The sequence below is a fragment of the Dictyoglomus sp. GBS genome (assembly GCF_055179815.1).
Genome location: NZ_CM143687.1, coordinates 684,472 through 706,164, shown reverse-complemented (window position 1 = coordinate 706,164; position 21,693 = coordinate 684,472). Strand labels below are relative to the sequence as shown.

The 21,693-nt window shown below is 32.2% G+C and carries 21 protein-coding genes; 5 read left to right on the top strand and 16 right to left on the bottom strand.

Annotated elements, in window-relative coordinates; all coding sequences use genetic code 11:
- Positions 1 to 19: 19 nt before the first annotated feature.
- The 8 genes from ACY3IT_RS03265 to ACY3IT_RS03230 form a co-directional block, all read right to left on the bottom strand.
- The gene (locus tag ACY3IT_RS03265; RefSeq protein WP_463083361.1) at positions 20 to 1,429 is read right to left on the bottom strand and encodes a DUF4388 domain-containing protein; all 1,410 of its coding nucleotides are present in this window, start codon (positions 1,427 to 1,429) and stop codon (positions 20 to 22) included.
- 107 nt (positions 1,430 to 1,536) lie between these two features.
- Positions 1,537 to 2,199 carry a carbohydrate binding domain-containing protein gene (locus tag ACY3IT_RS03260; protein ID WP_463083360.1) on the bottom strand — a complete coding sequence of 221 codons (663 nt, stop codon included), beginning with the start codon at positions 2,197 to 2,199 and terminating at the stop codon, positions 1,537 to 1,539.
- A 60-nt stretch (positions 2,200 to 2,259) separates the two neighbouring features.
- On the bottom strand, positions 2,260 to 3,081 hold the full coding sequence (locus ACY3IT_RS03255; protein ID WP_463083359.1) for a carbohydrate binding domain-containing protein: 822 nt from the start codon (positions 3,079 to 3,081) through the stop codon (positions 2,260 to 2,262).
- Between the two features lie 99 nt (positions 3,082 to 3,180).
- Positions 3,181 to 5,097, bottom strand: a complete 1,917-nt coding sequence (locus ACY3IT_RS03250) for an ABC transporter substrate-binding protein (RefSeq protein WP_463083358.1) — start codon at positions 5,095 to 5,097, stop codon at positions 3,181 to 3,183.
- Between the two features lie 18 nt (positions 5,098 to 5,115).
- On the bottom strand, positions 5,116 to 6,126 hold the full coding sequence (locus ACY3IT_RS03245) for an ABC transporter ATP-binding protein (protein WP_463083357.1): 1,011 nt from the start codon (positions 6,124 to 6,126) through the stop codon (positions 5,116 to 5,118).
- Entirely contained in the window at positions 6,123 to 7,121 is a 999-nt protein-coding gene (locus ACY3IT_RS03240) for an ABC transporter ATP-binding protein (protein WP_463083614.1), read from the bottom strand. Before ACY3IT_RS03240 ends, ACY3IT_RS03245 begins: the two co-directional genes overlap by 4 nt.
- A gap of 13 nt (positions 7,122 to 7,134) precedes the next feature.
- On the bottom strand, positions 7,135 to 8,274 hold the full coding sequence (locus ACY3IT_RS03235) for an ABC transporter permease (RefSeq protein WP_463083356.1): 1,140 nt from the start codon (positions 8,272 to 8,274) through the stop codon (positions 7,135 to 7,137).
- 10 nt (positions 8,275 to 8,284) lie between these two features.
- Positions 8,285 to 9,268, bottom strand: a complete 984-nt coding sequence (locus tag ACY3IT_RS03230; protein WP_463083355.1) for an ABC transporter permease — start codon at positions 9,266 to 9,268, stop codon at positions 8,285 to 8,287.
- 265 nt (positions 9,269 to 9,533) lie between these two features.
- Between ACY3IT_RS03230 and ACY3IT_RS03225 the strand changes: the two genes are divergently transcribed.
- On the top strand, positions 9,534 to 10,568 hold the full coding sequence (locus ACY3IT_RS03225) for a LacI family DNA-binding transcriptional regulator (protein WP_463083354.1): 1,035 nt from the start codon (positions 9,534 to 9,536) through the stop codon (positions 10,566 to 10,568).
- Positions 10,565 to 11,068, top strand: coding sequence for a ribonuclease H-like domain-containing protein (locus ACY3IT_RS03220; RefSeq protein WP_463083353.1), 504 nt, complete (start codon positions 10,565 to 10,567; stop codon positions 11,066 to 11,068). The genes ACY3IT_RS03225 and ACY3IT_RS03220 overlap by 4 nt, the downstream gene beginning before the upstream one ends.
- Here the strand turns inward: ACY3IT_RS03220 and ACY3IT_RS03215 are convergent.
- Entirely contained in the window at positions 11,057 to 12,040 is a 984-nt protein-coding gene (locus ACY3IT_RS03215) for a radical SAM protein (protein WP_463083352.1), read from the bottom strand. The two genes, ACY3IT_RS03220 and ACY3IT_RS03215, sit on opposite strands and share 12 nt — an antisense overlap.
- A gap of 51 nt (positions 12,041 to 12,091) precedes the next feature.
- Here ACY3IT_RS03215 and ACY3IT_RS03210 point away from each other — a divergent pair, with 51 nt between their 5' ends.
- Positions 12,092 to 12,286: a DUF6485 family protein gene (locus ACY3IT_RS03210; protein WP_463083351.1), complete on the top strand. Its 195-nt coding sequence runs from the start codon at positions 12,092 to 12,094 to the stop codon at positions 12,284 to 12,286.
- Between the two features lie 7 nt (positions 12,287 to 12,293).
- Here ACY3IT_RS03210 and ACY3IT_RS03205 read toward each other — a convergent pair whose 3' ends face one another.
- From ACY3IT_RS03205 to ACY3IT_RS03195, 3 genes are all read right to left on the bottom strand, one after another.
- A complete protein-coding gene (locus ACY3IT_RS03205) occupies positions 12,294 to 13,217 on the bottom strand; it encodes a cation diffusion facilitator family transporter (RefSeq protein ID WP_463083350.1) in 924 nt (307 codons plus the stop codon).
- Between the two features lie 157 nt (positions 13,218 to 13,374).
- Positions 13,375 to 14,424, bottom strand: coding sequence for a uroporphyrinogen decarboxylase family protein (locus tag ACY3IT_RS03200; RefSeq protein ID WP_463083349.1), 1,050 nt, complete (start codon positions 14,422 to 14,424; stop codon positions 13,375 to 13,377).
- A gap of 13 nt (positions 14,425 to 14,437) precedes the next feature.
- On the bottom strand, positions 14,438 to 16,486 hold the full coding sequence (locus tag ACY3IT_RS03195; protein ID WP_463083348.1) for an alpha-glucuronidase family glycosyl hydrolase: 2,049 nt from the start codon (positions 16,484 to 16,486) through the stop codon (positions 14,438 to 14,440).
- Between the two features lie 171 nt (positions 16,487 to 16,657).
- Here ACY3IT_RS03195 and ACY3IT_RS03190 point away from each other — a divergent pair, with 171 nt between their 5' ends.
- Both ACY3IT_RS03190 and ACY3IT_RS03185 read left to right on the top strand, forming a co-directional pair.
- Positions 16,658 to 17,770, top strand: coding sequence for an oxygen-binding di-iron domain-containing protein (locus ACY3IT_RS03190; RefSeq protein WP_463083347.1), 1,113 nt, complete (start codon positions 16,658 to 16,660; stop codon positions 17,768 to 17,770).
- A 5-nt stretch (positions 17,771 to 17,775) separates the two neighbouring features.
- Positions 17,776 to 17,976, top strand: coding sequence for an FmdB family zinc ribbon protein (locus tag ACY3IT_RS03185; protein WP_463083346.1), 201 nt, complete (start codon positions 17,776 to 17,778; stop codon positions 17,974 to 17,976).
- Positions 17,977 to 18,005: 29 nt separating this feature from the next.
- Here the strand turns inward: ACY3IT_RS03185 and ACY3IT_RS03180 are convergent, their stop codons facing one another.
- The 4 genes from ACY3IT_RS03180 to ACY3IT_RS03165 form a co-directional block, all read right to left on the bottom strand.
- Positions 18,006 to 19,115 carry a DUF362 domain-containing protein gene (locus tag ACY3IT_RS03180; protein ID WP_463083345.1) on the bottom strand — a complete coding sequence of 370 codons (1,110 nt, stop codon included), beginning with the start codon at positions 19,113 to 19,115 and terminating at the stop codon, positions 18,006 to 18,008.
- Positions 19,112 to 19,666, bottom strand: a complete 555-nt coding sequence (locus tag ACY3IT_RS03175; RefSeq protein WP_463083344.1) for a macro domain-containing protein — start codon at positions 19,664 to 19,666, stop codon at positions 19,112 to 19,114. Before ACY3IT_RS03175 ends, ACY3IT_RS03180 begins: the two co-directional genes overlap by 4 nt.
- 87 nt (positions 19,667 to 19,753) lie before the next feature.
- Positions 19,754 to 20,707 carry an ABC transporter ATP-binding protein gene (locus ACY3IT_RS03170; RefSeq protein WP_463083343.1) on the bottom strand — a complete coding sequence of 318 codons (954 nt, stop codon included), beginning with the start codon at positions 20,705 to 20,707 and terminating at the stop codon, positions 19,754 to 19,756.
- On the bottom strand, positions 20,704 to 21,693 hold the full coding sequence (locus ACY3IT_RS03165; protein WP_463083342.1) for an ABC transporter ATP-binding protein: 990 nt from the start codon (positions 21,691 to 21,693) through the stop codon (positions 20,704 to 20,706). Before ACY3IT_RS03165 ends, ACY3IT_RS03170 begins: the two co-directional genes overlap by 4 nt.

Genomic DNA, 21,693 nt, shown 5'->3' with positions numbered 1-21,693 from the left:
TTCTTGCTGTTAAAAAAAATTATTTTATATATGTCTCATTTAATAAATTAGCAACAGCAAGTTTTACCTGTTGAGAAGAAAATCTCTCAACGTTCTTAAGCACGTTATTAATTACCTCCTCTATTTCTTCCCTAGAAAGTACTTTAATTGCAAAATCATACACTACCTTAAGAGCTTCTCTTAAAAACGCTCTTAATTCATCTTCTTGCGATTTGGCTACATTTTTATAAAAATAGGGGAAATTAGGCTTAGCTTCAAAAGTTAGATGAGAGAAAAGATGCTTTACATCTGAAAGACTTTCATATATGAACTTATCCCAATCTTTTTTAAATTCCTCAGCCTTTCCCTTCTTTTCTAAATTTATAAGTATATCTTGCCAGAAATTAAAGAAATAATTCAAAAAATCAAGTTTTAAATTATCTCCTAAAGGTAGAACTAATTTTTTATCAATTACTGATTTTACAAGTTGTAATTTTCTTAGTTCACCAAAAGGTAAAATATCAAGCATTTCTCTTAAAACTCTCTTACCATCAAAAGACCAAAGAACAATATTTTCTTCAATAATTTCACTATGTTTTATAGGTACATACACCTTCTCCATATAAGGTTCTAATTCTTGGCTAAGAAACAAGATTTTTCCCGTATCAATAACATTGTTAATCTCAAGCTTTCTATAACTTTCTATAAAATGGAAAACATCCTTTATTACTGAAAAAAATTCAGAATTTGGAATATCCCTAATTAAAGGAAATATATTAAACCATTCTACTTTTCTATCACGAGTTAGAATTTCAAAAGTAAGTTTATAGGCAGATGGCATTCTATTTAATGTATCTGTCCATTTTTTACGAAAATCTCTTTCATTTTCCTTTTCAAGAGTATAAATAAAATATCTCCAGAAAGTATAAACCCAAAACAGATTTAAGTTTTCGTCTATTCTTAAAAGATTTCTATTTTTTCTAAGCTTTTCAATAATTCTTAAAGTCCTTGCTTCACCATAAGGAGAGTTCAAAATAATTTCCTTTGCAGGTCTAAGTCCATCAAATAACATTCCTACATACTTTTCTTCTTCATTGAGGTTAGTAATATTAATAAGTAGAAAGATAAGATCACCTAAATATTCAATAAGATCAATATCCTTGGACACATCTACAAGTATATGGAGAGGATCTAAACTTAAGTTTGCTTTAGGAGCTTTTTCATCTTGAAAGAAAGTAAAATTTCCTTCTTTCCATAAAGCAAGTCCTAATATAGCATCATTATCTTCACAGTTATCTGCTTTAATATGCTTAATTCTACCTTCTTCAAAATAGACATCAGTCTTTTTAGTACCATGCGTTAACTGTAGTCTTCCTGTTTTTCTACTAAAGGATAAAATCTCAAGAACTTCCCATAATGAAACGCTTTTCAAATCTCCATTTAAACTCATATTCCTCTCCTCTTCCCTTATTTTTTTAAAGGGGAAAGCATTCTCAGCTTTCCCCTATATATTATAACATAGTTTTAAGATAAATTTAAAATTTCCCTTTTTATAAATTATTTAATAACCTTTGCTACCAATTCGAATAATTTAGGAGTAATTCTAAAGGCACTCTTCCCTTCTACAATCACAAGGTCATCAATATAAAAATCGAGAGAAGTATTTGATGGAGCCTCCACATATAAGCTAAGATCAAGAATAGAAACATTAGCAGGAATCTCGTAAGTACCAGAAAGCTCTACCCATTTTCCATTAGGTACGTTATTTTCATGCTTTATCCAATCATATTGAGTGTTAGAATCGGTATCATATTTTCTCTGCATAGTAAGGCCTAAATACTGACTTGATCCAGATTTTTGCATTACCCATACAGATATGCTATAAACCTTACCTGGCTTTAATATATCCTTCAACTGAATCTGAGCGCCATGCCATCCTGCACTTCTTCCAGAGACATATAAACTATACTTACCTGTATGTGCCTCTTTATCGGTTACTAAGATCTTCACATTATCCCCTCTTGCTGTCCATCCTTCTTCTTTGGAACTTTCAAAAGTTGTGATAATTAAAGCGTTAGGAATATTTGGTACTGAAGCAACCTCTTTCTTAATCTCTTCTAAAATTTGATTTTGTTCTGTGTTAGACATAGGAGCCTTAGCACAGCCAGCAATAAAAAACAATACTATCAATAAAGAACAGATACTAAAGACCCTTTTCATACTCGGTACCTCCCTTGTTTATAAATTTTTAGAAATGGTGGAAATTGTTTTTCCTCTCTCCTACTTTACCATTAAACCATCTATGTAATAGGACAAAGATTGATCTGGCGATTCAACATAAAGTAAAAGTTCTATTGCATCAGTAGGTACATTATAAGAACCTGAAAGCTCTACCCATGTCTCATTAGGTACATTCTTTTGCCAGACAATAGTATCATAGTTTGTACTTCTATCATTATTCGTTCTTTGCATAGTCAAAGTTATTTTTTGCTCTGATCCAGAATTTTGATAAACCCATACCTTTATACTATAAGTATTACCAGGTTGCAAATACTGTACTCCATCTTGAGAAAGTAAAGGTATTTGAGCTCCATGCCAATTACTGCTTCTACCAGATACGAATAAAGAATAATTTCCATATTTTGCCACATCAGAATTTATATTTATAGATACCCCTGATCCCCTTGGTTGCCAAGATTGAATGGTTTCGTCCTCAAAACTTGTGCTAACAATTGGAACTTCAATTTGAAACTCATTCGATATCCTATTACCCTTATCATTATAAGCTTTTATTCTATAAGAATATACACTATTACGGGAAACACTATCATCAATATAAGAGGTCGTGTTAGGTTCTAATTGCGCTATTGATTCATATTGACCACTACTTGTTTTTCTTTCTACTATAAACCCATCTTCATTATTAGAATTATCCTTCCATACAAGTTTAACTCTTACCTCAGTTAATATGGGATCTACTAATTCAGCAATTAAATTAGAAGGTGCTTCAGGTAGTCCCTCTAATGATGTCTTTGGAGTACAGCCCCCAATTAGAATAAAGATACAGAATAATAAACAAAGGACCAATAACTTTTTAAACATTACTTTGCACCTCCCCTTTATTTAAAAAAGTTTGTATAAACGTTTTAGAAAAATATAAAAAGGGGGAGAAGGGATATAATTCCCTTCTCCCTCAAAATTCTATTGTTTAAAGAAAAATTGTTCTGGGAATGAGTTAAGTTCAGATCTATAAGGATCATCCCATAGTATTCCAGATGGGACATTTCTTAAATTGTTCTTTACTATTACAAGCTGAGGCAATCCTCCCACTGTTCCAATAATCCAAATATTTTTTCTATGTAAAGCTATGATTTGCTTTATTATTGTATCTCTCTTTCTTGCATCCACAGTTCTATTAAATTCATCCCATAGATCATATATTTTTCTAATATCTCCAGAAGGTTCTTCTCCTTCTTGTCCTTTAGTCCAATACCATCTGGCATAAAGAGGTGCCCAAGGACCATCTGTCCATGTTCCAAGTAATCTTCCTGCATTTATAGCCACATTACTCATACGATCCATAACCCAAACACCAATTTCTATATCACCTGAATTACAATTTGTGGTATATAAACTTCTATCAACCTGTTTAACTATAGTTTTTATACCTATAGCCTCCCAATAGCTCTTAATAAGCTCCATTGTGCTCATATTAGCACTTCCTGGATATGTAGTAAAACTTACTATTAGCTCAATTGGTTTTCCATCTGGACCTAATCTAAATCCATCTTTCCCAACTTTTAAGCCCATTGCATCTAACAATATTTTAGCTCTCCCAGGATCATATTGAGCATAAGCTTTTGCCCAAGTCTCATCATAATATGCAGCTCCAGGTGGAATAGCTGCTTGCATTGGTACTCCTAAACCAAAGTAAAGAATCTTATTAATTTCTTCTCTGTTAATAGCAAGAGATAAAGCTTGTCTAAATCTTACATCTTGGAATAGTTTTCTCTTTACAGGATCTTTTATATTTTGATTTAGATATATAGCAGGATCTGCCCCTGTACCAGTCCTCCAAACAAGTACCCTGTAATTTCCTTTATCTTTATTTTGCATGAATAAAGTATAATTGGGAAGCCTCATATGTCTTGCTTGAAAGTCTATCTCTCCAGCTATAGCCTTCATATTTATCATTTCTGCATCACTAACAAGGTAGTGTACTACTCTATCAATATATGGTAATTGGTTCCCTTCGGTATCTACTACTGGATAATAAGGGTTTCTTTCCATAACGAATACTGGCTCATTAGGACTCTTGCTCACAATCTTCCAAGGTGACATGGTAGGTAAATCTGGATTCTGTATATAATCAATCATAAATTGGAATAGCTCATACCATTTATTAAAACCTTTTTGTTTGGCCATAGCCTCCAACTTGTCTTTTGGTGTATATTTAGGATGAAATTGAGAGAGATAATGCTTTGGTGCATAAAAGCTAAAAGATCCTTTTGAATTATCAATAAACCATCCTTGGGTTGGGAAGGTATAAATAAACATCGGATTTGGATTTTTAAATTCTATTCTAAAAGTATAATCATCAACCTTAACAAATTTTGCTCTAACCCCATCCTGTACAAAAGCAGATGGGAATGTAGGAGTAAGCTCCTCATTACCTATTACATCTTCATACCAGAAAATTACATCATCAGTTGTAAGTGGATGGCCATCTGACCATTTTAATCCTTCTCTTAACTTAAAAGTAAATATCCTACCATCCTTAGAAATAGTATATTTCTCTACAAGCCATGGAAGAATCGTCTTACTATCAGAAGCCCATCTCATTAAATTGTTAGCATCATAGCATATTTTAGCAATACCCCATCTATCACCAGGTCCTGTCCAAGCTCTTCTTAGAGTACCTCCATATCTACCAACTTCTTCAAGAGGTTTTACAACAATTGGATTTTTTGGTAATCTTTGCTCTACTGGTGGAAGTTTTCCTTCTTTTACAAGAGCCGAAAGCATAGGTGATTCATTGTATTTCTTTTGTCCTACAATAGTATTTCCGAAGATTAACAAGAATATTAACAAGAGAGATAATATTTTTATGGATCTCATCTTTTAACCCCCTCTCATCTATACAATTGGAATACCCTTCAAGTCAAGTTCTTTAGCAAAATGACAAGCCACGTAATGTTCATTACCTATATCAATTAAATCTGGCATCACCTCCTTACATATTTCCTTAGCATAATTACACCTTGGATGAAAATAACATCCAGAAGGAGGGTTTGAAGCATCAGGTACTTCTCCCTTTAATAAAATTCTACGAGTTCGCATCTTCGGATCAGGTTTCGGAACAGCAGAAAGTAAAGCTTCTGTATATGGATGTCTTGGTTTTTCAAAGATTTCCTCTGTCCTTGCCAATTCTACAATCTTACCTACATACATAACAGCCACCCTATCACAAATATGTTCTACTACTCCTAAATCATGAGATATAAAAAGATAGGTTAAATGAAATTCTTCTTGTAAATCTTTAAGAAGATTCAACACTTGGGCCTGAATTGAAACATCAAGAGCAGAAACTGGTTCATCACAAACCACTAATTTAGGATTAAGAGCCAAAGCCCTTGCAATACTTATTCTTTGTCTCTGTCCACCAGAAAAAGCATGAGGATATCTTCTCATATATTCAGGTCTTAATCCAACTTTCCTCATTAAATCTGCTACCCGTTCCTCTAACTCCTTACCCTTTGCAATCCCATTTACAAGAAGCGGCTCTCCAATAATCTCTTTAACAGTCATTCTTGGGTTCAAAGATCTAAAAGGATCCTGAAAGACCATCTGCATATATTTTCTAACTTTATTTAATTCATTATTGGGTAGCTTAGCCACATTAATAGATATTCCATCAACATGAAGAATAACATCTCCTCCTGTTGGGTCATATGCCCTCAATATTACTTTACCAGTCGTAGTTTTTCCACAACCAGACTCACCAACAAGCCCTAAGGTTTCTCCCTCCCTTACAAAAAAGCTAATATCATCTACAGCTTTAACCGTTGCAATCTGTTTTTTAAAGAAGCCTTTTGTCACAGGAAAATATTTCTTCAAATTTTTTACTTCCAAAAGGATACCATTCATGACTTTTCTACCTCTCCATAAAGTAAACAGCTCACTTTATGTCCTGGTTTTACTTCTTTTAATTCTGGAACTCTTACATTACATAAACCATTTACAAATTGTGGACATCTTGGATGAAATGTACAACCAGTTGGCATATTGTAAGGATCAGGAACAATTCCTTTTATAGCTTTTAATCTTCCCCTAACTTTCTTTCCTATTTTAGGAATAGATTCCAATAAGGCTTTCGTGTAAGGATGTAAGGGGTCATAGAATATATCTTCCACCGAACCACTCTCCACTATCTTTCCAAGATACATTACTATAACCTCTTCTGCCATTTCTGCTATAACTCCTAAGTTATGGGTTATCATCATAACTGCCATGCCAAATTGTTTCTGTAATTCCTTCATAAGCTCTAATATTTGAGCTTGAATTGTCACATCTAAGTTAGTTGTAGGTTCATCCGCTATCAATAATCTTGGTCTACAAGATAAAGCCATAGCAATCATTGCCCTTTGTAACATTCCACCACTGAATTGATGAGGATATTCATCTATTCTCAATTCTGGTCTTGGAATTCCTGCAATCCTCATTAACTCAATTGCTGCTTCTCTCGCAGACTTTTTGTCAAGCTTTTGATGTAACATAATAGCCTCTATAATCTGTTCCCCCACAGTATGTACAGGAGAAAAAGAGGCTCCAGGTTCTTGGAATATCATAGCAATCTCTTTCCCTCTTATACTTCTAATTTCGTTCCCCTTAGGATCTAACTTTACCAGATCAATAATTTCTCCATCTCTATATAAAAAGATTTCTCCTTGAATTTTACTTCTTGGACCAGTTAACTTTAATATGGAAAGGGCGGTAACGCTTTTACCACAACCCGATTCTCCAACAATCCCAAGAGTTTTTCCTTGCTTAATATCAAAGCTAATTCCATCAACTGCCTTTACCACTCCCTCTTCTAACACAAAATACGTTCTTAAATCTTTTACTTCCAATAATTTATCCATCATTTATTCCTCCTTATCTCGCATAAGGATCTGCCGCATCCCTCAAACCATCTCCTACAAAATTAAAAGAAAGAACAACTAATATTACAAACAAAACAGGAAGGAGTAACCAAGGAGCCAATGCCACAGTTCTAAAGTTTTGAGCATCCTGTATTAAAACCCCCCAACTAAGAGCAGGTGGTCTTATACCTAAGCCCAAGAAACTAAGAGATGTCTCTCCAATAATCATGCTAGGTATTGACAGGGTTAAAGAAGCTATAATATGGCTTAAGAAAGATGGTAATAAGTGTCTAAATATAACTCTTCTTTCACTGGCTCCAGCTAATTTTGCAGCTGTAACAAAATCTTCCTCTCTTAAAGACAAAAACTTACTTCTTACCTCACGAGCAAGACCCGTCCAACCAATAAAAGAAAGTATTATGGATATTGCAAAATAAACCTTTACAGGAGACCAATTAGCAGGTACAGCTGCGGAAAGTGCCATCCATAGAGGTAATGTTGGTATACTTCTTAAAATTTCTATAACTCTTTGAATAAGCAAGTCAAAAGGACCACCAAAATATCCTGAAATACCCCCAATCACTATTCCAAAAATAAAACTTAAAAAAATACCTACAAGACCCACAGTGGTAGAAATTCTCGTACCATATATTACCCTAGAAAATACATCTCTGCCTAAGCTATCAGTACCAAATAAAAATATGTGTCCATCTCCCTCTACTCCAAATAGATGAATATTACTTTTAAATAAACCTAATACTTTATACTCATGGCCCCTAACAAAAAATTTAATAGGATACTTTTTGGATTTATCTTCTGTATAGATCCTTTTTAAGGTATTAGGATCAACCTCCATTTTATATGCATATACAAAAGGCCTCAAATGAAAGCCAGTTTCATCAATAAAATGAATTTTTTGAGGTGGTGCAAGTACATAACGAACATCGTATTTGTAGGGATCACTTGGAGCAAAAAATTCACAAAAGACTGCAATTATATAAAAGATTATTAATATTATACCTCCTAAAATAGCCAATTTGTTTCTTTTGAATCTCCACCACATAAGTTTCCATTGAGAAGCCACATAAATTTTTTCCTCCTTCTCTATATAACTTTCTTCTATTATTTCTTCTCTCTTTTCCATCTTTGACATATTATCCCTCCTATTCATACCTTACCCTTGGATCTACCCATGCAAGAAGAATATCTGAGATCAATGTACCCAATAAGGTTAAACAACTTAACATAAGGAGGAATGCACCAGCTAAATACATATCCTGATTTCTTAAAGATTCTAAGAGCAAAGGTCCTGATGTAGGTAAATTTAATACGATAGCTGTAATCTCAGCTCCTGAAACCAAAAACGGAAGTGACCAACCAACAGTACTTATAAAAGGAATTAAAGCTATTCTAAGAGGATATTTAAATACTACTTTCCATTCTTGAAGTCCTTTTGCTCTTGCTGTTAATACATATGGCTTATTCAATTCATCTAAAAGATTAGCTCTTAGAGTTCTTATCATTCCTGCTGTGTTTGCAAGTCCAATAATCACTACTGGAACCCATATATGTTTCAACATATCTAAAAATTTTGCTAAACTCCAAGGAGCTTCTAAATATTCAGGAGAAAAAAGTCCTGTAAGATTTTGTCCAAAATAAGCATAAGCTACCCATAGCAATATTAAAGCAACCATAAAAGCAGGTACAGAAAGACCAATATATCCTAAAAAGGTAAATAAATAATCTCCAAAAGAGTATTGGTGAGTGGCAGAGTAGGTACCAATTAAAAATCCTACAACCCATATAAAGATAAGTGTAAATAAAGAAATAACGAAGGTTATTGCAAGCCTTTCTCCTATGAGTTCACTTACTGGTCTATTATATAAAAGAGATCTACCAAAATCCCCATGTAACACATTCCATATCCATAATAAATATTGCTCCCATATGGGTTTATCAAGACCATATTGTTTTTTTAAAGCTTCAATTGTTTCAAGATTTACAGACTCACCACTTGTAGCAAGTTGAGCTATATAAGAAGTAAGAAAATCCCCTGGAGGAAGTTGTATCACTATAAAAACAATTATAGATATAAAGAACAAAGTTAATATCATATATAGAAGTCTTTTGATGATATATTCTTTCACTTCTTTTCCCCCCTTTAATCTATTCCAAGGATAATTTTTTGGTCCCCTAAAAATTATTATCCACTTTATAAGAAAACGCTTTGCAATCGTTTGCTTATAATATAAATTAAATTTTATTTTATGTCAATATTAAAGAAAGGTTTCATAAAAAAACTAATAAATGGTTCCAGTTTTATATTTCTTCTTGAAAGAATTCTTAAAAAAATTTAGAATAAAACAAACTGATTACAAAAAAATAAAAAATTTAAAGGAGAGAAGGAAGCATATGAGAAGACAAGAAAAAAAATCTCCAACAATGAAAGATGTGGCTAAATTAGCGGGAGTTTCCATTAGTACTGTTTCTCATGTGATAAATAAAACAAGATATGTAGAAAAAGAAACAAGAGAAAGAGTATATGAAGCTATAAAAACCTTAGGATATAGACCTAACATTTTAGCTAGTAGTTTACGAAAAAAAATAACTAATACCATAGGATTAATAATATCTAATATTACAAACCTATTCTATCCAGAGGTTGTTAGGGGCGTAGAGGATTATCTCACAAAATTTAACTATAATCTAATATTATGTAACTCTGATGAAGATGTAGAAAAGGAAAAAAACTATATAGAAGTGCTATTTAGTAGAAGAGTAGATGGATTAATAATTACTCCAAGTAAAAGTAGTGAAACAAGAGAAAATCTGGATTTATTTAGGGAAAAAAATATACCAATTGTTTTAGTAGATAGGAAAATAGAAGGATTAGATGAAGATGTGGTTTTAGTAGATAATGTGAAAGGTACTTATGATGCTATAAATTATTTAATAAGTTTAGGACATAAGAGAATTGGTATAATTACAGGACCATTAGACACTACAACAGGGTATGAAAGATTGGAGGGATATCTTAAAGCTTTAGAAGATAATAATATTAAAAAAGATAACAATTTAATTTATGAAGGAGACTTTAAAGAAAAGGGAGGTTATGAAGGAACAAGCTATCTTTTAAACTTAAAAAATCCACCAACAGCTATTTTCTCAAGTAATAACTTAATGGTGTTAGGATCACTAAAAAGGATTACTGAAATAGGAGTAAAAATTCCTTCTGATCTATCATTAATATCTTTTGATGATATGGAATGGTTCCCATATTTTTCACCCCCCCTAACAGCTGTATATCAACCAGCATATGAACTTGGTGAAACAGCTGTAAAACTTTTATTTGAAAGGCTTAAAAGAGGCAGAAAAAAGAAAAAAGAGGTTATACTACCCACCAAATTAGTAATAAGAGAATCATGTGCTCCCCCTAAAAAAATATGATTAAAATATATAATGCTTATTTAGATATTGAAACCACAGGGCTAAATCCTGCATCATCTTATATTACAGTTGTAGGTATACTTTTGGAAAACGATTATGAAGAATATTTTCACCAACTAATAGGTCCTGAAATAACAGCTTATAATATCATAATTTTATTGGAAAAAGCTCATACATTGTATACTTATAATGGATCTCGTTTTGATTTACCTTTCATAAAGGAAAAATTAGGTCTTGATCTTGAAGAACATATATACCATCAGGATTTAATGTATTCATGCTGGAAAAGGGGTTTATACGGAGGCTTAAAAAGAATTGAGGAAAAATTAGGTATCACAAGAAAATTAAAAAATATAGATAGTAAGATGGCTGTAATCTTATGGAATCATTATATAGAATATGGAGACATCTACGCTTTAAGATTATTATTAGAATACAATCGTGAAGATGTGATAAACCTTAAAATATTGAAGGAAAAATTACTACCATTAAATTTGTAATTTCCAACACTGGAAATCCTCAGCATATATATCATCAAAAAAGGAATAAGTCAAGGCCCTACAACCTATACAATCAGCCTCAGAACATAAACGGCACTTTCCCTTTAATTTATTTCTACTAAAATTATCCCTAAATTTTACAATCTTTTCATAAATTATACTGAAATCATCATATAAAGCATTTCCCAAAATCAAAGGTAATCTCCTACAAGGGTAAATGTCTCCATTCGGCATAATAGCACATGACTCTCCTAAATTGCACAAGGCTCCCCAGATAGTATTTTTCTCAAAATCAACATAAAAAGCTTTATAGGGTAAGAGATCTTCAACTTCACCATCACTCCAAAATGAAATTCTTTCTACTACATCATACCATTCCTTATAAGAAAGAACCATTTCTTTAATCTTATTTCCTTCGCCTAACGGAATAAATCTTTCAAGTATAAAGCCCTTTGCTCCTACTTTTTCTGCAAGCCTGTACATCAGATCCAATTCTTTGTAATTATATTTTGCTAGAGTGAACATTAACAGAAAAGGATATGAGATATTTTCAAGATTACTTATAACTCTTTTAAAAACCCCTTCTCCTCTTATAAGGTCATTAGTTTTTTCTGTCGCTCCTTCCAAAGAAACTTTTAAGTATTTTAATCTTTTAAACTTTTTAAGATGATTTTCATCCTTAAAATTTACACCATTAGTTATTATATTAACATCCTTAATTACCTGAATCTTTTCAATTTCTTCTAAAAGAGGAATTAAATGGGGGAATAAAAAAGGTTCACCACCCGTTAAATTGATGCTAACAGTCTCAAAGTTTTGCTTCTCAAAGTAATTCACCAAATTATAAAGGATCTTTTTAATATCATCAAAAGACTTATCTTTTCTATTATCATAACTATCTTGATAACAATGCTTACATCTAAGATTACAAAGATCTGTTAAATGCCATTGGAAAGAAAATTCTTTACCCATAAATAAATCTCTATATTTTGATATAATATGTATAAAAGGAGGTGATTTCTGATGGCTGAATGTAAAATACAGAATAATTTAAATAAATGTAATTGTACTTACGAGCCTTGCCCAAGAAAAGGTATTTGTTGTGAGTGTTTAGCATATCACAGAAGTCATGGAGAGCTTCCAGCATGTTATTTTCCTCCCGAAGTAGAAAGAACTTATGACAGATCTATAAGAAGATTCATTTCTTTGTATAAATAGGGAGGATTTAATCCTCCCTTTCTCCTTTTGGGTCAATATGAACCACAACATCTGAATTTTCAATATTTTTCTTTATAGAATCTTGAACCCTCAAAGCAATTTCATGAGCTTCTTTTGCGGTAAGATTATTTTCTACCTCGATATGTATAGTTATTACCTTTTGATTTTTATAATCATGCACTAATATATCGTGATAGTTTAAAACACCTGGTATAGAACATACAATACTTTCTATTTTCTTTATAAACTCCAATTTAGGGGCTTCTCCTATAAGAAAATTAGTAGAAGATTTAATCAAATCAAAACCAACTAAAAAAATTAATAACGAAACAATCAATCCTAAAATACCATCTAAGATATACCATTCAAACATTGCAAAGACAAGACTAAGAGCCACAAGAATAGTAGCAATAGCATCACTTCGGTGATGCCATGCATCAGCAATTAGGGTTGATGAATCAATCTTTTCTCCAAGAAAAATAGAAAATCTAGCCATCCATTCTTTAAAAATTGCAAAAATTATGAGTAATAGAAAAACCATAAGATTAAAACTAACTTTTTGAGAATGTAAAATTCTTTCAAAAGATTCTTTAGCAAGCTCAATTGCTACTATGATAAGAAGAATAGCTATTACAAGAGTGGCTATCTCTTCTATCCTACCATGGCCAAAAGGATGTTCCTTATCAGCAGGTTTATTCCCTAATCTAAAGCCAAGGATAACGATGATAGAAGTTAAAACATCAGAAAGAGAATGAAAAGCATCAGCTATAAGAGCAATACTTCTTAAATATACACCAGAAAAGTATTTAAAGAGAAAAAAAATCAAATTACCTACCACACTTATCCAACCTTCTAAATATCCTACATACCTTCTATCAACTTCTTTTTTAGAAAATATTTTTTCAAAAAGCCAGGCATTGAATTTCTTCATTGTTTATCCTCCTAAAAACAAAAATTCCTGCATTTCGCAGGAAGTCCCGCAAGCATATTAACAAAGCTTGCTGCCTTTAGATTACAAGGCCCGGCTTTATGGCCTGATCTTCCTTAAAAGGATTATATAAGATAAATTTTTAAAAGTCAAAAAACAATTAAAATTTGAATTTCTTAACTGCTTCTATTAAGGCTCTAATATTTTCTCCTGGTGTCCCTGGAGACACACCTCCTCCAGCTGATAATATAATACCCTTTTTTTGACCATAATCTTTTAATATATTTTCAACACTTCTTTTTACATCTTCTTCTTTTCCTTTAACAAGGATATCAAGAGGTGGAACATTTCCCATAAGACATATTTTCCCTTGAGTCATTTCATAAACATCTTTTATATTTTGAAGATGAGTAAAATTAAAAATATTAATTCCTAAATCTGGTAAATACTTGTAAAAAACATTATTATTTGTATCATTATGATAAATCTTAACTGGGAAATCAAAAGTAGAGAATATCTTTTTCAAAGATGGATGTACAAATTCTAAATAATCACGTTCAGAGAAGAAACCCACTATATCATCTAACACCAATATCCCCTCTACCTCATGCAATATTTCTATCTGAGCAGTAAGAAAATCAATTACAAGTTCTGTTGTAATATCAATTAGCTTTTTAGCCTCTTCTGGATATAATTTTATAGATACTAAGAACTCAGTAACCCCCATTAAATGAGACGCTACTGCAAAAGGTCCTCTTGCAGCTACAATTTTTATTGATTCACCCATACTATTTATTTTAGGTTCTACATATTTATATAATTCAAGTACAAGAGGCATTAGACCATCAGTTTTAGGATTTGGTTTTTTTACTCTCTTTAAAAATTCTGGAAGATCATCTGCAGAATATATAATTGGTTCTATACTTGGTGTAGAATTTTCATAGAAAATTATTTTTGATCCAAATCCTGAAGGCTCTTGTGCCATACCATATTCAACCCAAAAATCGGGTATAAAAATAACTTCGGAAAACTGTTTTTTTATCTCCTTATAAGCCTCAATCCAAATCTCAGGAACAACATAAAACTGTAGATGAGAAATTCCCAAATATCCAGGAATCCATGGACTATCCACAATCAGTGCTATAGGAATATCATCTTGTTCCTTAAACTGAACCGCTTTTAATAAAATATCCCAATCTTTTTCTTTCATCTCATTCTCCCCCTTATGGATATATTTTCCTTCCCTTATCGTCGGGAATTCCAGTCTTTCTAAAGAAATAAGTATTTATAACATCTCTCCATTCCTTCGCATGTTCCAACTGCATTTCCAATCTTTTAGAAACTCTTTCAAATATTTTATCATCAATTCTTTCTTTCAATTCATACCATTTTTCCTTAAGAACTTCTACTTCTTCTACCCCCTCAAAATGGAGGTCATATATTTGCTGTATAAGAGTTTTTCCAGATTTCAAAATAAATTTATATGGAACCCTGTGGAAGAAAAGAAGTAAGTCTTCTGGACATTTATTTATATCATCATAAATCTCTCTCCAAGGAGAATGATATTGAAGAGTATAACCTGTTCCTTTTGAAGTTCTATCAATTCCTATAGCCTCATAATTTGCCCTATGATATGTACCCCAACGAGAATACTCATAACCTTCAGGATTGGGTCCATAATGATACCCAGGATTCACCATCCAACCAAGTCCAAAAGGGGTTGTATACTTTTCATAAATTCTATGAGAATTTAACAACATATAAGAAATATTTTCTCTTACTTTGCTATCATCCCCAAATGTCAATTTTATCCAATCATCTACCACCTTAGCTATATCTCTATCTGGATTCCATGCTAATACTCCAAAAGTATAAAGATTCGCCTGAGCAAGATCATGTCCAGTCCAATTTGAACTATCTCCCACATTTGATACTCCTGCAAAACCATTATATTTAGTCTCAAAAATTTTTCCTTTCAAAATCTCTTTAACTTTTGAGCCTTCACCTTTGGCATAAGTATCAAATTCTAAAATTTCCTTCCACAATGTACCTAAATAACATAGATGAATTTGTTGCCCAGTATACTCTTGTGTTATTTGCAATTCTAAGATTTGATTAGTTTTTTCCATCCCCCCAAAAAGCGGTGATACAGGTTCCCTAACTTGAAAATCCATAGGTCCATATTTTATCTGAAGTACCACATTTTCATAAAAATTTCCATCTAAGGGCTTAAAGTTATCATAAGCTGCTCTAGCTCTATCTGTTTTATAATCTCTCCAGTCTTGCATACAATTATATACAAAGGTTCTCCATATCACATATCCCCCATATGGTTCTAAGGCTTCTGCAAGCATATTCGCCCCATCTGCATGAGTTCTCCCATACATGTGGGGACCAGGGTTAAATTCAGAATCAGCTTTCACTAAAAAGCCTCCAAAATAAGGTATATAATCATAAATTTCTTCTGCTTTTGTCTTCCACCAAATGGAAACTCTTTTGTCTAAAGGATCAGCAGTAGAAAGACCGCCAAGATAAATAGGAGAAGCAAAATTAATTGAAAGATAAATTTTTATTCCGTAATCCCAGAATATATTGGCAAGTCTTGAAAGAATCTTCAAATATTTATGGGTTATAAGCTCTACTTCTTTTTTCTTCACATTTACATTATTTATTACAACACCATTTATACCAATGGAGGATAAAAGTCTAGCATAGTCCCTTGTCCTCTCATTTATAATGATTTTGTTATCTTTAAAAAAAATGGAATTTCCTGCATACCCTCTTTCTACTGTTCCATCCAAATTATCCCAATGATTAATTATCCTAAAATAAGATGCAGGATTATCTACATGATTTAAATCATCTAATTTCTCACCTATTCTGAGATTTTCTATTAATTTAAAAACTGCATAAACCAAAGCCCTTTCATTTTTAGCAGTTATAATTAATATGTCTTTATCATTTTCCTTTATCCTCTTAAGTATAAAACCCTCATTATTTAATTTTCTTTCCCACATTTTAGCTTCTTTTATAATATCTTTCATTTGATCGATTTTGCCAATCAAAATATACTTAGAAAAATCAAAGCTTCCTTTTATTACTCTCGGATTAATTTTAAAGGAATATTTTATAAAGTGTTTAAGTTCCTTGATAGGGACCTCAAGAGATTTGTCATTATCTACAATACAAATAGTTCTAAATAAATCAAAATCTTTTATTTTTAAAGTTCTGTAATCCAACCAACACATATCATATGGCTTAACACTACTCATTATTTAACTCCCCTATCTTTTTTAAAAATTATACCATAAAAAATGTTTGCACAATGGTTTTCTAGATAAGAGATTTTATTAGTTTATTTTACTAAAAATTAGACCCTATACATATTTTTAAAAAAGTAGTAAAATAAATGTAAAATTTAAATGTAAGAGGTGAGTTTATATATGCCATTAAAAGTCACAAAGATAAATGATAATATTACTGTGATACAGACACCGGAACAGCCCTTTTTATCTAATTCATATCTTGTTTCTTTAAATGGAAAAGAAAGAGTGTACCTTCTAGTTGACCCAACACCCCAAGAATATTTTAAAGACTTAATCTTTACATTAAACGATCTTATAGGAGGAGTAGAAAATTTAGATTTAATCTACGTAAATCATCAGGATCCAGATGTTACATCATCCTTAGCACCTATAATGGATATGAATAAAAATGCTCTTCTTATTACATCTGAAGATACATGGAGATTAATAAGATTTTATGGTATTCCTAGAGAAAGATTTCAAGCCATAGAATATTTCCCAAATAGAAAAGTAGTACTTAAAACCAATGACACCTTAGAATTTATACATACACCCTTCTGCCACTTTAGAGGGGCTTGGATGCTATTTATTCCAGAGAAAAAAGCCCTCTTTTCAGGTGACCTTTTAGGAGGTCTATCTTCCAGAGAAGTTAATGGGGTATTTGCTACTGAAGATTCCTGGGAGGGAATCAAACTTTTTCATGAAATATATATGCCATCAAAAGAAGCCTTGAGACTTGCAATAGATAAAATAGGTAGGTTAACTCCTCTTCCCGATATTATACTTCCACAACATGGTGACATAATAAGAAAAAATTTAATTGTTGATTTTTTAGCTAAACTCAACGATTTAGAAGTAGGTTTAGATTATATTAAGAAATATGAATCCCAACAACAATTTTACCTCTATGCCTTTAATGAGATTTTACAAAATTTAAAGAATAACTATTCAGATAAAGAAAAATTAATGCAAAAACTGAAGGAGATTAACTCTTCTCCATTTTTCCCAGAATTAATACATTTTGAAAATGGAGTAGCAACAGAATTTAGAATCCAACCAGAAACAGCCATTGAATTGCTTTATGATAAATTTAGCGAGGATGCCCAACGAGAAGAAAGAGAAAGCTTAAGAATTGATATAATTAAAACTCTTAGAAAATATAATCTTGACATCCCTGAAGGTATATTATATGAAAGACAAAGAGTTTCTGAAAATCCATTTAGAAGAATCTTTAAAATATTCCAGAGGTGATATCAATGCCTATATTTGAGTTTAAATGTGAAGAATGTGGAGAAAAATTTGAAAAACTTGTATATTCTAATGAAGAGATACGATGTCCTAAGTGTGGAAGTAAAAATCTAAAAAAACTTATATCTTTGTTTGCCACATCTGGAATTGAACAAGGATCATCAGGTTGTTCTTCCTGTTCAGGAGGAAATTGTAGCTCTTGCCATTAAGAAAGGGAGAGGCTGTTACCTCTCCCTTTTTACATTCTAATTAATTCATAATCTCTACTTCCAAGTCCTATTTCTTCTGCATATTTTATTTGCAAACTCCAATCTATATTAGGATGTATAGCTTTAATTTTATCTTCTCCAGGATTAAAATTATCTGTTAAAGCTGTATCTTTTAGACCAATCTGTGAATTGATTAGGTCACAAGATGCCTGATCTATTGCAACTATATCCCAACTACCTAAAATTCCCACATCAGGAACAATATTAGCATCATGCCAACTTGCACAATCACAATCTGGAGATACATCCATTACAAAATTTATAAAGGCATATTTTGGTTCTTTTTGTTTCAGCATTCCATAAGTAAATTCTGCCATTTTCTCTTGTAATCCTATAGCAGATTCATTCCATAAAATTTTTATAGCGGATGTAGGACAAACAACTGCACATTCGCCACAACCTATACACAAATCAGGCCTTGTTAGCTTAGATTTCTTATTAACAAGTTCTAAGGCTCCAGTAGGACAGTGATTTACACATCTCTTACAGCCAATACAAAGGTTGGGGTTAGGATCAGGTTTAAATTGGGCATGTTGCATTTGTTTTCCTGATCTTGGTGCACACCCCATACCTACATTTTTTATTGCTCCACCCAATCCAGCACTCATATGACCCTTAACATGAGTTAAAACTAAGAGAAAATCTGCATCATGTATAGCTCCTGCCACTTTTATCTTCTTAAAATGTTTTAAATTTACCTCTACTTCCTTATAATAATCCCCATAAATTCCATCAGCTATTATTATGGGGGCTCCTACAGAGGAATATCCAAAACCATTGTAAATGGCTGATTCTAAATGATCCACAGCATTAGCTCTACCACCTTTATATAAAGTATTAGCATCAGTAAGAAAAGGTTTTCCTCCAAGCTCTCTTACAGCTTCCACCACCTGTCTAACAAATATAGGTCTTAAAAAGGCATGATTTCCTGGCTCTCCAAAATGAAGTTTTATAGCTACTATATCTCCCTTTGACATTCTTTCTTCTAAAAGCTTTTTAGCAAGTCTTTTTAATCTTCTCAGAACAGATTGATTTTCATTCTTTGCTCTTAGTGATAAAAAATATACAGGTGACTTCATAAATTTTCCTCCTTTAATGCCTTAATAAAAAGATTTGGAATTTCATTATCTATACCAATGAAATGAATCTCATCGAAAACATTTGGATTATGCTTTATAAAATCAAGAACAGTATTTACAATAATTTTGGTGCCAAGCTCTGGTGGAAAACCAAAAATTCCGCAACTTATTGCAGGGATACTTATAGATTTAATACCCCTTTCTTTTGCAATCTCTAAGACACTTCTTACTGCTTTTCGAAGCTTTTCTTGTTCATTTCCTTCTCCCCATCGAGGACCTACAGTATGGATAACATATTTTGTCTTCAAACTTCCACCAGATGTAACCATAGCTGATCCTACTGGAAGAGGTCCATATTTGGAAACATACTCATCGCTTTCCCTTTGTATTGTTTCACCACCTGCTTTAACTATAGCTCCTGCTACCCCACCTCCATGTTTTAAATAGGAGTTCGCTGGATTAACTATAGCATCTAAATTTTCTTGAGTTATATCTCCTTTAACAACCTTTAACTTAACATCATTTATATCTTTTTCAAATAAAATTTCCATGCCCTTTCACCTCCCTCTCAGTTTATTTCTTGTTATTATAAACCGAAAAGAGAAGCAAAAGGGCATGAAAAAATTATTATCTAAATATTAGGTATAAAGACAACATTTAACAATTCTTCCATCTACCTCCACATCTGGTACTGGATTTTTACATTTATCCATTCTATATGGACATCTACTTATAAATTTACAACCTTTCATTTGATATTCTTCTTCCTCTAAAGTAAGAATCTTAATATCCTTAGTCCATTTTTTCTTTGGATCTGGTTCTGGAATAGATTCTTTAAGTAACATTGTATATGGATGCTTAGGATCTGTTAGTACTTTATCAACAGATCCCATTTCCACTATTTCACCTCTAAACATTATGGCGATCCTATCACTAACATAATATGCTGTGGCAAGATCATGAGTAATATATAAAACACTTAACCCTATTTCTTTTTTAAGTTTTGCAAAGAGATTTACAATGGACATTCTCAAAGAAGCATCAACCATTGATACAGGCTCATCAGCCACAAGAAGAGTAGGATTAGTAAGTAAAGACCTGGCAATAGATATTCTTTGAAGCTGTCCTCCAGAAAACTCACTTGGATATTTATTTACCACGTCATTCCAAGTAAGTCCTACCAAATTTAATGCATTTTCTATCACTTCCTGATAATTACTATTTGCACCAAGATTTTTAGCAGTTTCTACAAGATAATTATGGACCATTCTTAATGGATTAAAAGTTTCAAATGGATTCTGAAAAACCGCTTGTACTTCTTTTCTTATAGACTTCTTATCTTCCTTTTGAGATTCTATTATATTTTTTCCTTTGTATATTATCTTTCCAGATGTAGGTTCAAGAAATCCCAAAATAATCTTGGCAACTGTAGTCTTACCACTACCACTTTCTCCAGCAAGCGTAAAAATTTCAGATTCTTTAATATTAAAGGAGACATTATTAACAGCACTTATCTTCACTCGAGAAAACATAGAACCCAATGTAAAAATTTTTGTTAAATTCTCAACCCTTAATAGTATCTCTTTATTCATAGCTCTCTCTCCTTTGAATATAAAAAGCATGCTACTCTATGTTCTGAATTTACACTTACAAATTCAGGTACATTAACTTTACATTCTTCCATAGCTTGACCACACCTTGGGTGAAATCTACAACCAGATGGTGGGTTTAAAAGGGATGGTGGTGCACCTGGAGCACTTACCCTATATGATTTATCTCCAATCTTGGGCAAAGCTCCTATAAGATATTTAGTATAAGGATGTAGTGGGCTCTCAAAAATCTCGGATGTAGGAGCCTCCTCTACAATCTTTCCAGCATACATTATAGCAATCCTATCAGATATACTTGCATGTACACCCATATCATGAGTAACAAGAATAACAGTGTTCTTCAAATTCTTTTGTATTTCTTTTAATAATTGAATCACTGCTCTTTGAGCCACTACATCCAAAGCAGTAGAAGGTTCATCAGCTACTATGATCTTCGGACTAAGAATAGTAGCAAGAGCTATTGTAACCCTTTGTCGCATACCCCCAGACAATTGGTGAGGATAAGCATCCAAAACCTTCGTGGGCAATCCTAGTAAAGCAAAATGCTCTTCTATATTTTTTCTCCAAGCACTTTTATCAGAAATATCAACATGAGAGCCAATAAAATCCCAAAAAGATTCAATTATTTTTACCACTGGATTTAATACACTCATTGATCCTTGAGGAATATATGAAATATAATTCCACCTTATACTCTCTAAGGACCCATTCGTAGAAAAAATATTTTTATATTCATTATCTATTCTATAATAGACTTTTCCACCTACTACATTTAGTGGTGGCTCTACCATACCATAAAGAGTTTTAATAAGAGTACTCTTTCCACACCCTGATTCGCCAGCAATGCCATAAATTTCATTCTCTTTAATAGATATATTTATATTATCAACTGCTCTTACAGAATGAAGCTTACCCCCTATATCTAATAGATAATAAGCCTTTAAATTTTCTGCCTTTAAGATCTCCAT

Excerpts from the sequence above, each read along its gene's own strand:
- ACY3IT_RS03260 (WP_463083360.1), bottom strand. The coding sequence starts at position 2,199 with ATGAAAAGGGTCTTTAGTATCTGTTCTTTATTGATAGTATTGTTTTTT.
- ACY3IT_RS03170 (WP_463083343.1), bottom strand. The coding sequence starts at position 20,707 with ATGAATAAAGAGATACTATTAAGGGTTGAGAATTTAACAAAAATTTTT.
- ACY3IT_RS03265 (WP_463083361.1), bottom strand. The coding sequence starts at position 1,429 with ATGAGTTTAAATGGAGATTTGAAAAGCGTTTCATTATGGGAAGTTCTT.
- ACY3IT_RS03235 (WP_463083356.1), bottom strand. The coding sequence starts at position 8,274 with ATGTCAAAGATGGAAAAGAGAGAAGAAATAATAGAAGAAAGTTATATA.
- ACY3IT_RS03205 (WP_463083350.1), bottom strand. The coding sequence starts at position 13,217 with ATGAAGAAATTCAATGCCTGGCTTTTTGAAAAAATATTTTCTAAAAAA.
- ACY3IT_RS03215 (WP_463083352.1), bottom strand. The coding sequence starts at position 12,040 with ATGGGTAAAGAATTTTCTTTCCAATGGCATTTAACAGATCTTTGTAAT.
- ACY3IT_RS03200 (WP_463083349.1), bottom strand. The coding sequence starts at position 14,424 with ATGAAAGAAAAAGATTGGGATATTTTATTAAAAGCGGTTCAGTTTAAG.
- ACY3IT_RS03190 (WP_463083347.1), top strand. The coding sequence starts at position 16,658 with ATGCCATTAAAAGTCACAAAGATAAATGATAATATTACTGTGATACAG.
- ACY3IT_RS03240 (WP_463083614.1), bottom strand. The coding sequence starts at position 7,121 with ATGGATAAATTATTGGAAGTAAAAGATTTAAGAACGTATTTTGTGTTA.
- ACY3IT_RS03165 (WP_463083342.1), bottom strand. The coding sequence starts at position 21,693 with ATGGAGATCTTAAAGGCAGAAAATTTAAAGGCTTATTATCTATTAGAT.
- ACY3IT_RS03180 (WP_463083345.1), bottom strand. The coding sequence starts at position 19,115 with ATGAAGTCACCTGTATATTTTTTATCACTAAGAGCAAAGAATGAAAAT.
- ACY3IT_RS03195 (WP_463083348.1), bottom strand. The coding sequence starts at position 16,486 with ATGAGTAGTGTTAAGCCATATGATATGTGTTGGTTGGATTACAGAACT.
- ACY3IT_RS03255 (WP_463083359.1), bottom strand. The coding sequence starts at position 3,081 with ATGTTTAAAAAGTTATTGGTCCTTTGTTTATTATTCTGTATCTTTATT.
- ACY3IT_RS03250 (WP_463083358.1), bottom strand. The coding sequence starts at position 5,097 with ATGAGATCCATAAAAATATTATCTCTCTTGTTAATATTCTTGTTAATC.
- ACY3IT_RS03225 (WP_463083354.1), top strand. The coding sequence starts at position 9,534 with ATGAGAAGACAAGAAAAAAAATCTCCAACAATGAAAGATGTGGCTAAA.
- ACY3IT_RS03185 (WP_463083346.1), top strand. The coding sequence starts at position 17,776 with ATGCCTATATTTGAGTTTAAATGTGAAGAATGTGGAGAAAAATTTGAA.
- ACY3IT_RS03175 (WP_463083344.1), bottom strand. The coding sequence starts at position 19,666 with ATGGAAATTTTATTTGAAAAAGATATAAATGATGTTAAGTTAAAGGTT.
- ACY3IT_RS03245 (WP_463083357.1), bottom strand. The coding sequence starts at position 6,126 with ATGAATGGTATCCTTTTGGAAGTAAAAAATTTGAAGAAATATTTTCCT.
- ACY3IT_RS03220 (WP_463083353.1), top strand. The coding sequence starts at position 10,565 with ATGATTAAAATATATAATGCTTATTTAGATATTGAAACCACAGGGCTA.
- ACY3IT_RS03210 (WP_463083351.1), top strand. The coding sequence starts at position 12,092 with ATGGCTGAATGTAAAATACAGAATAATTTAAATAAATGTAATTGTACT.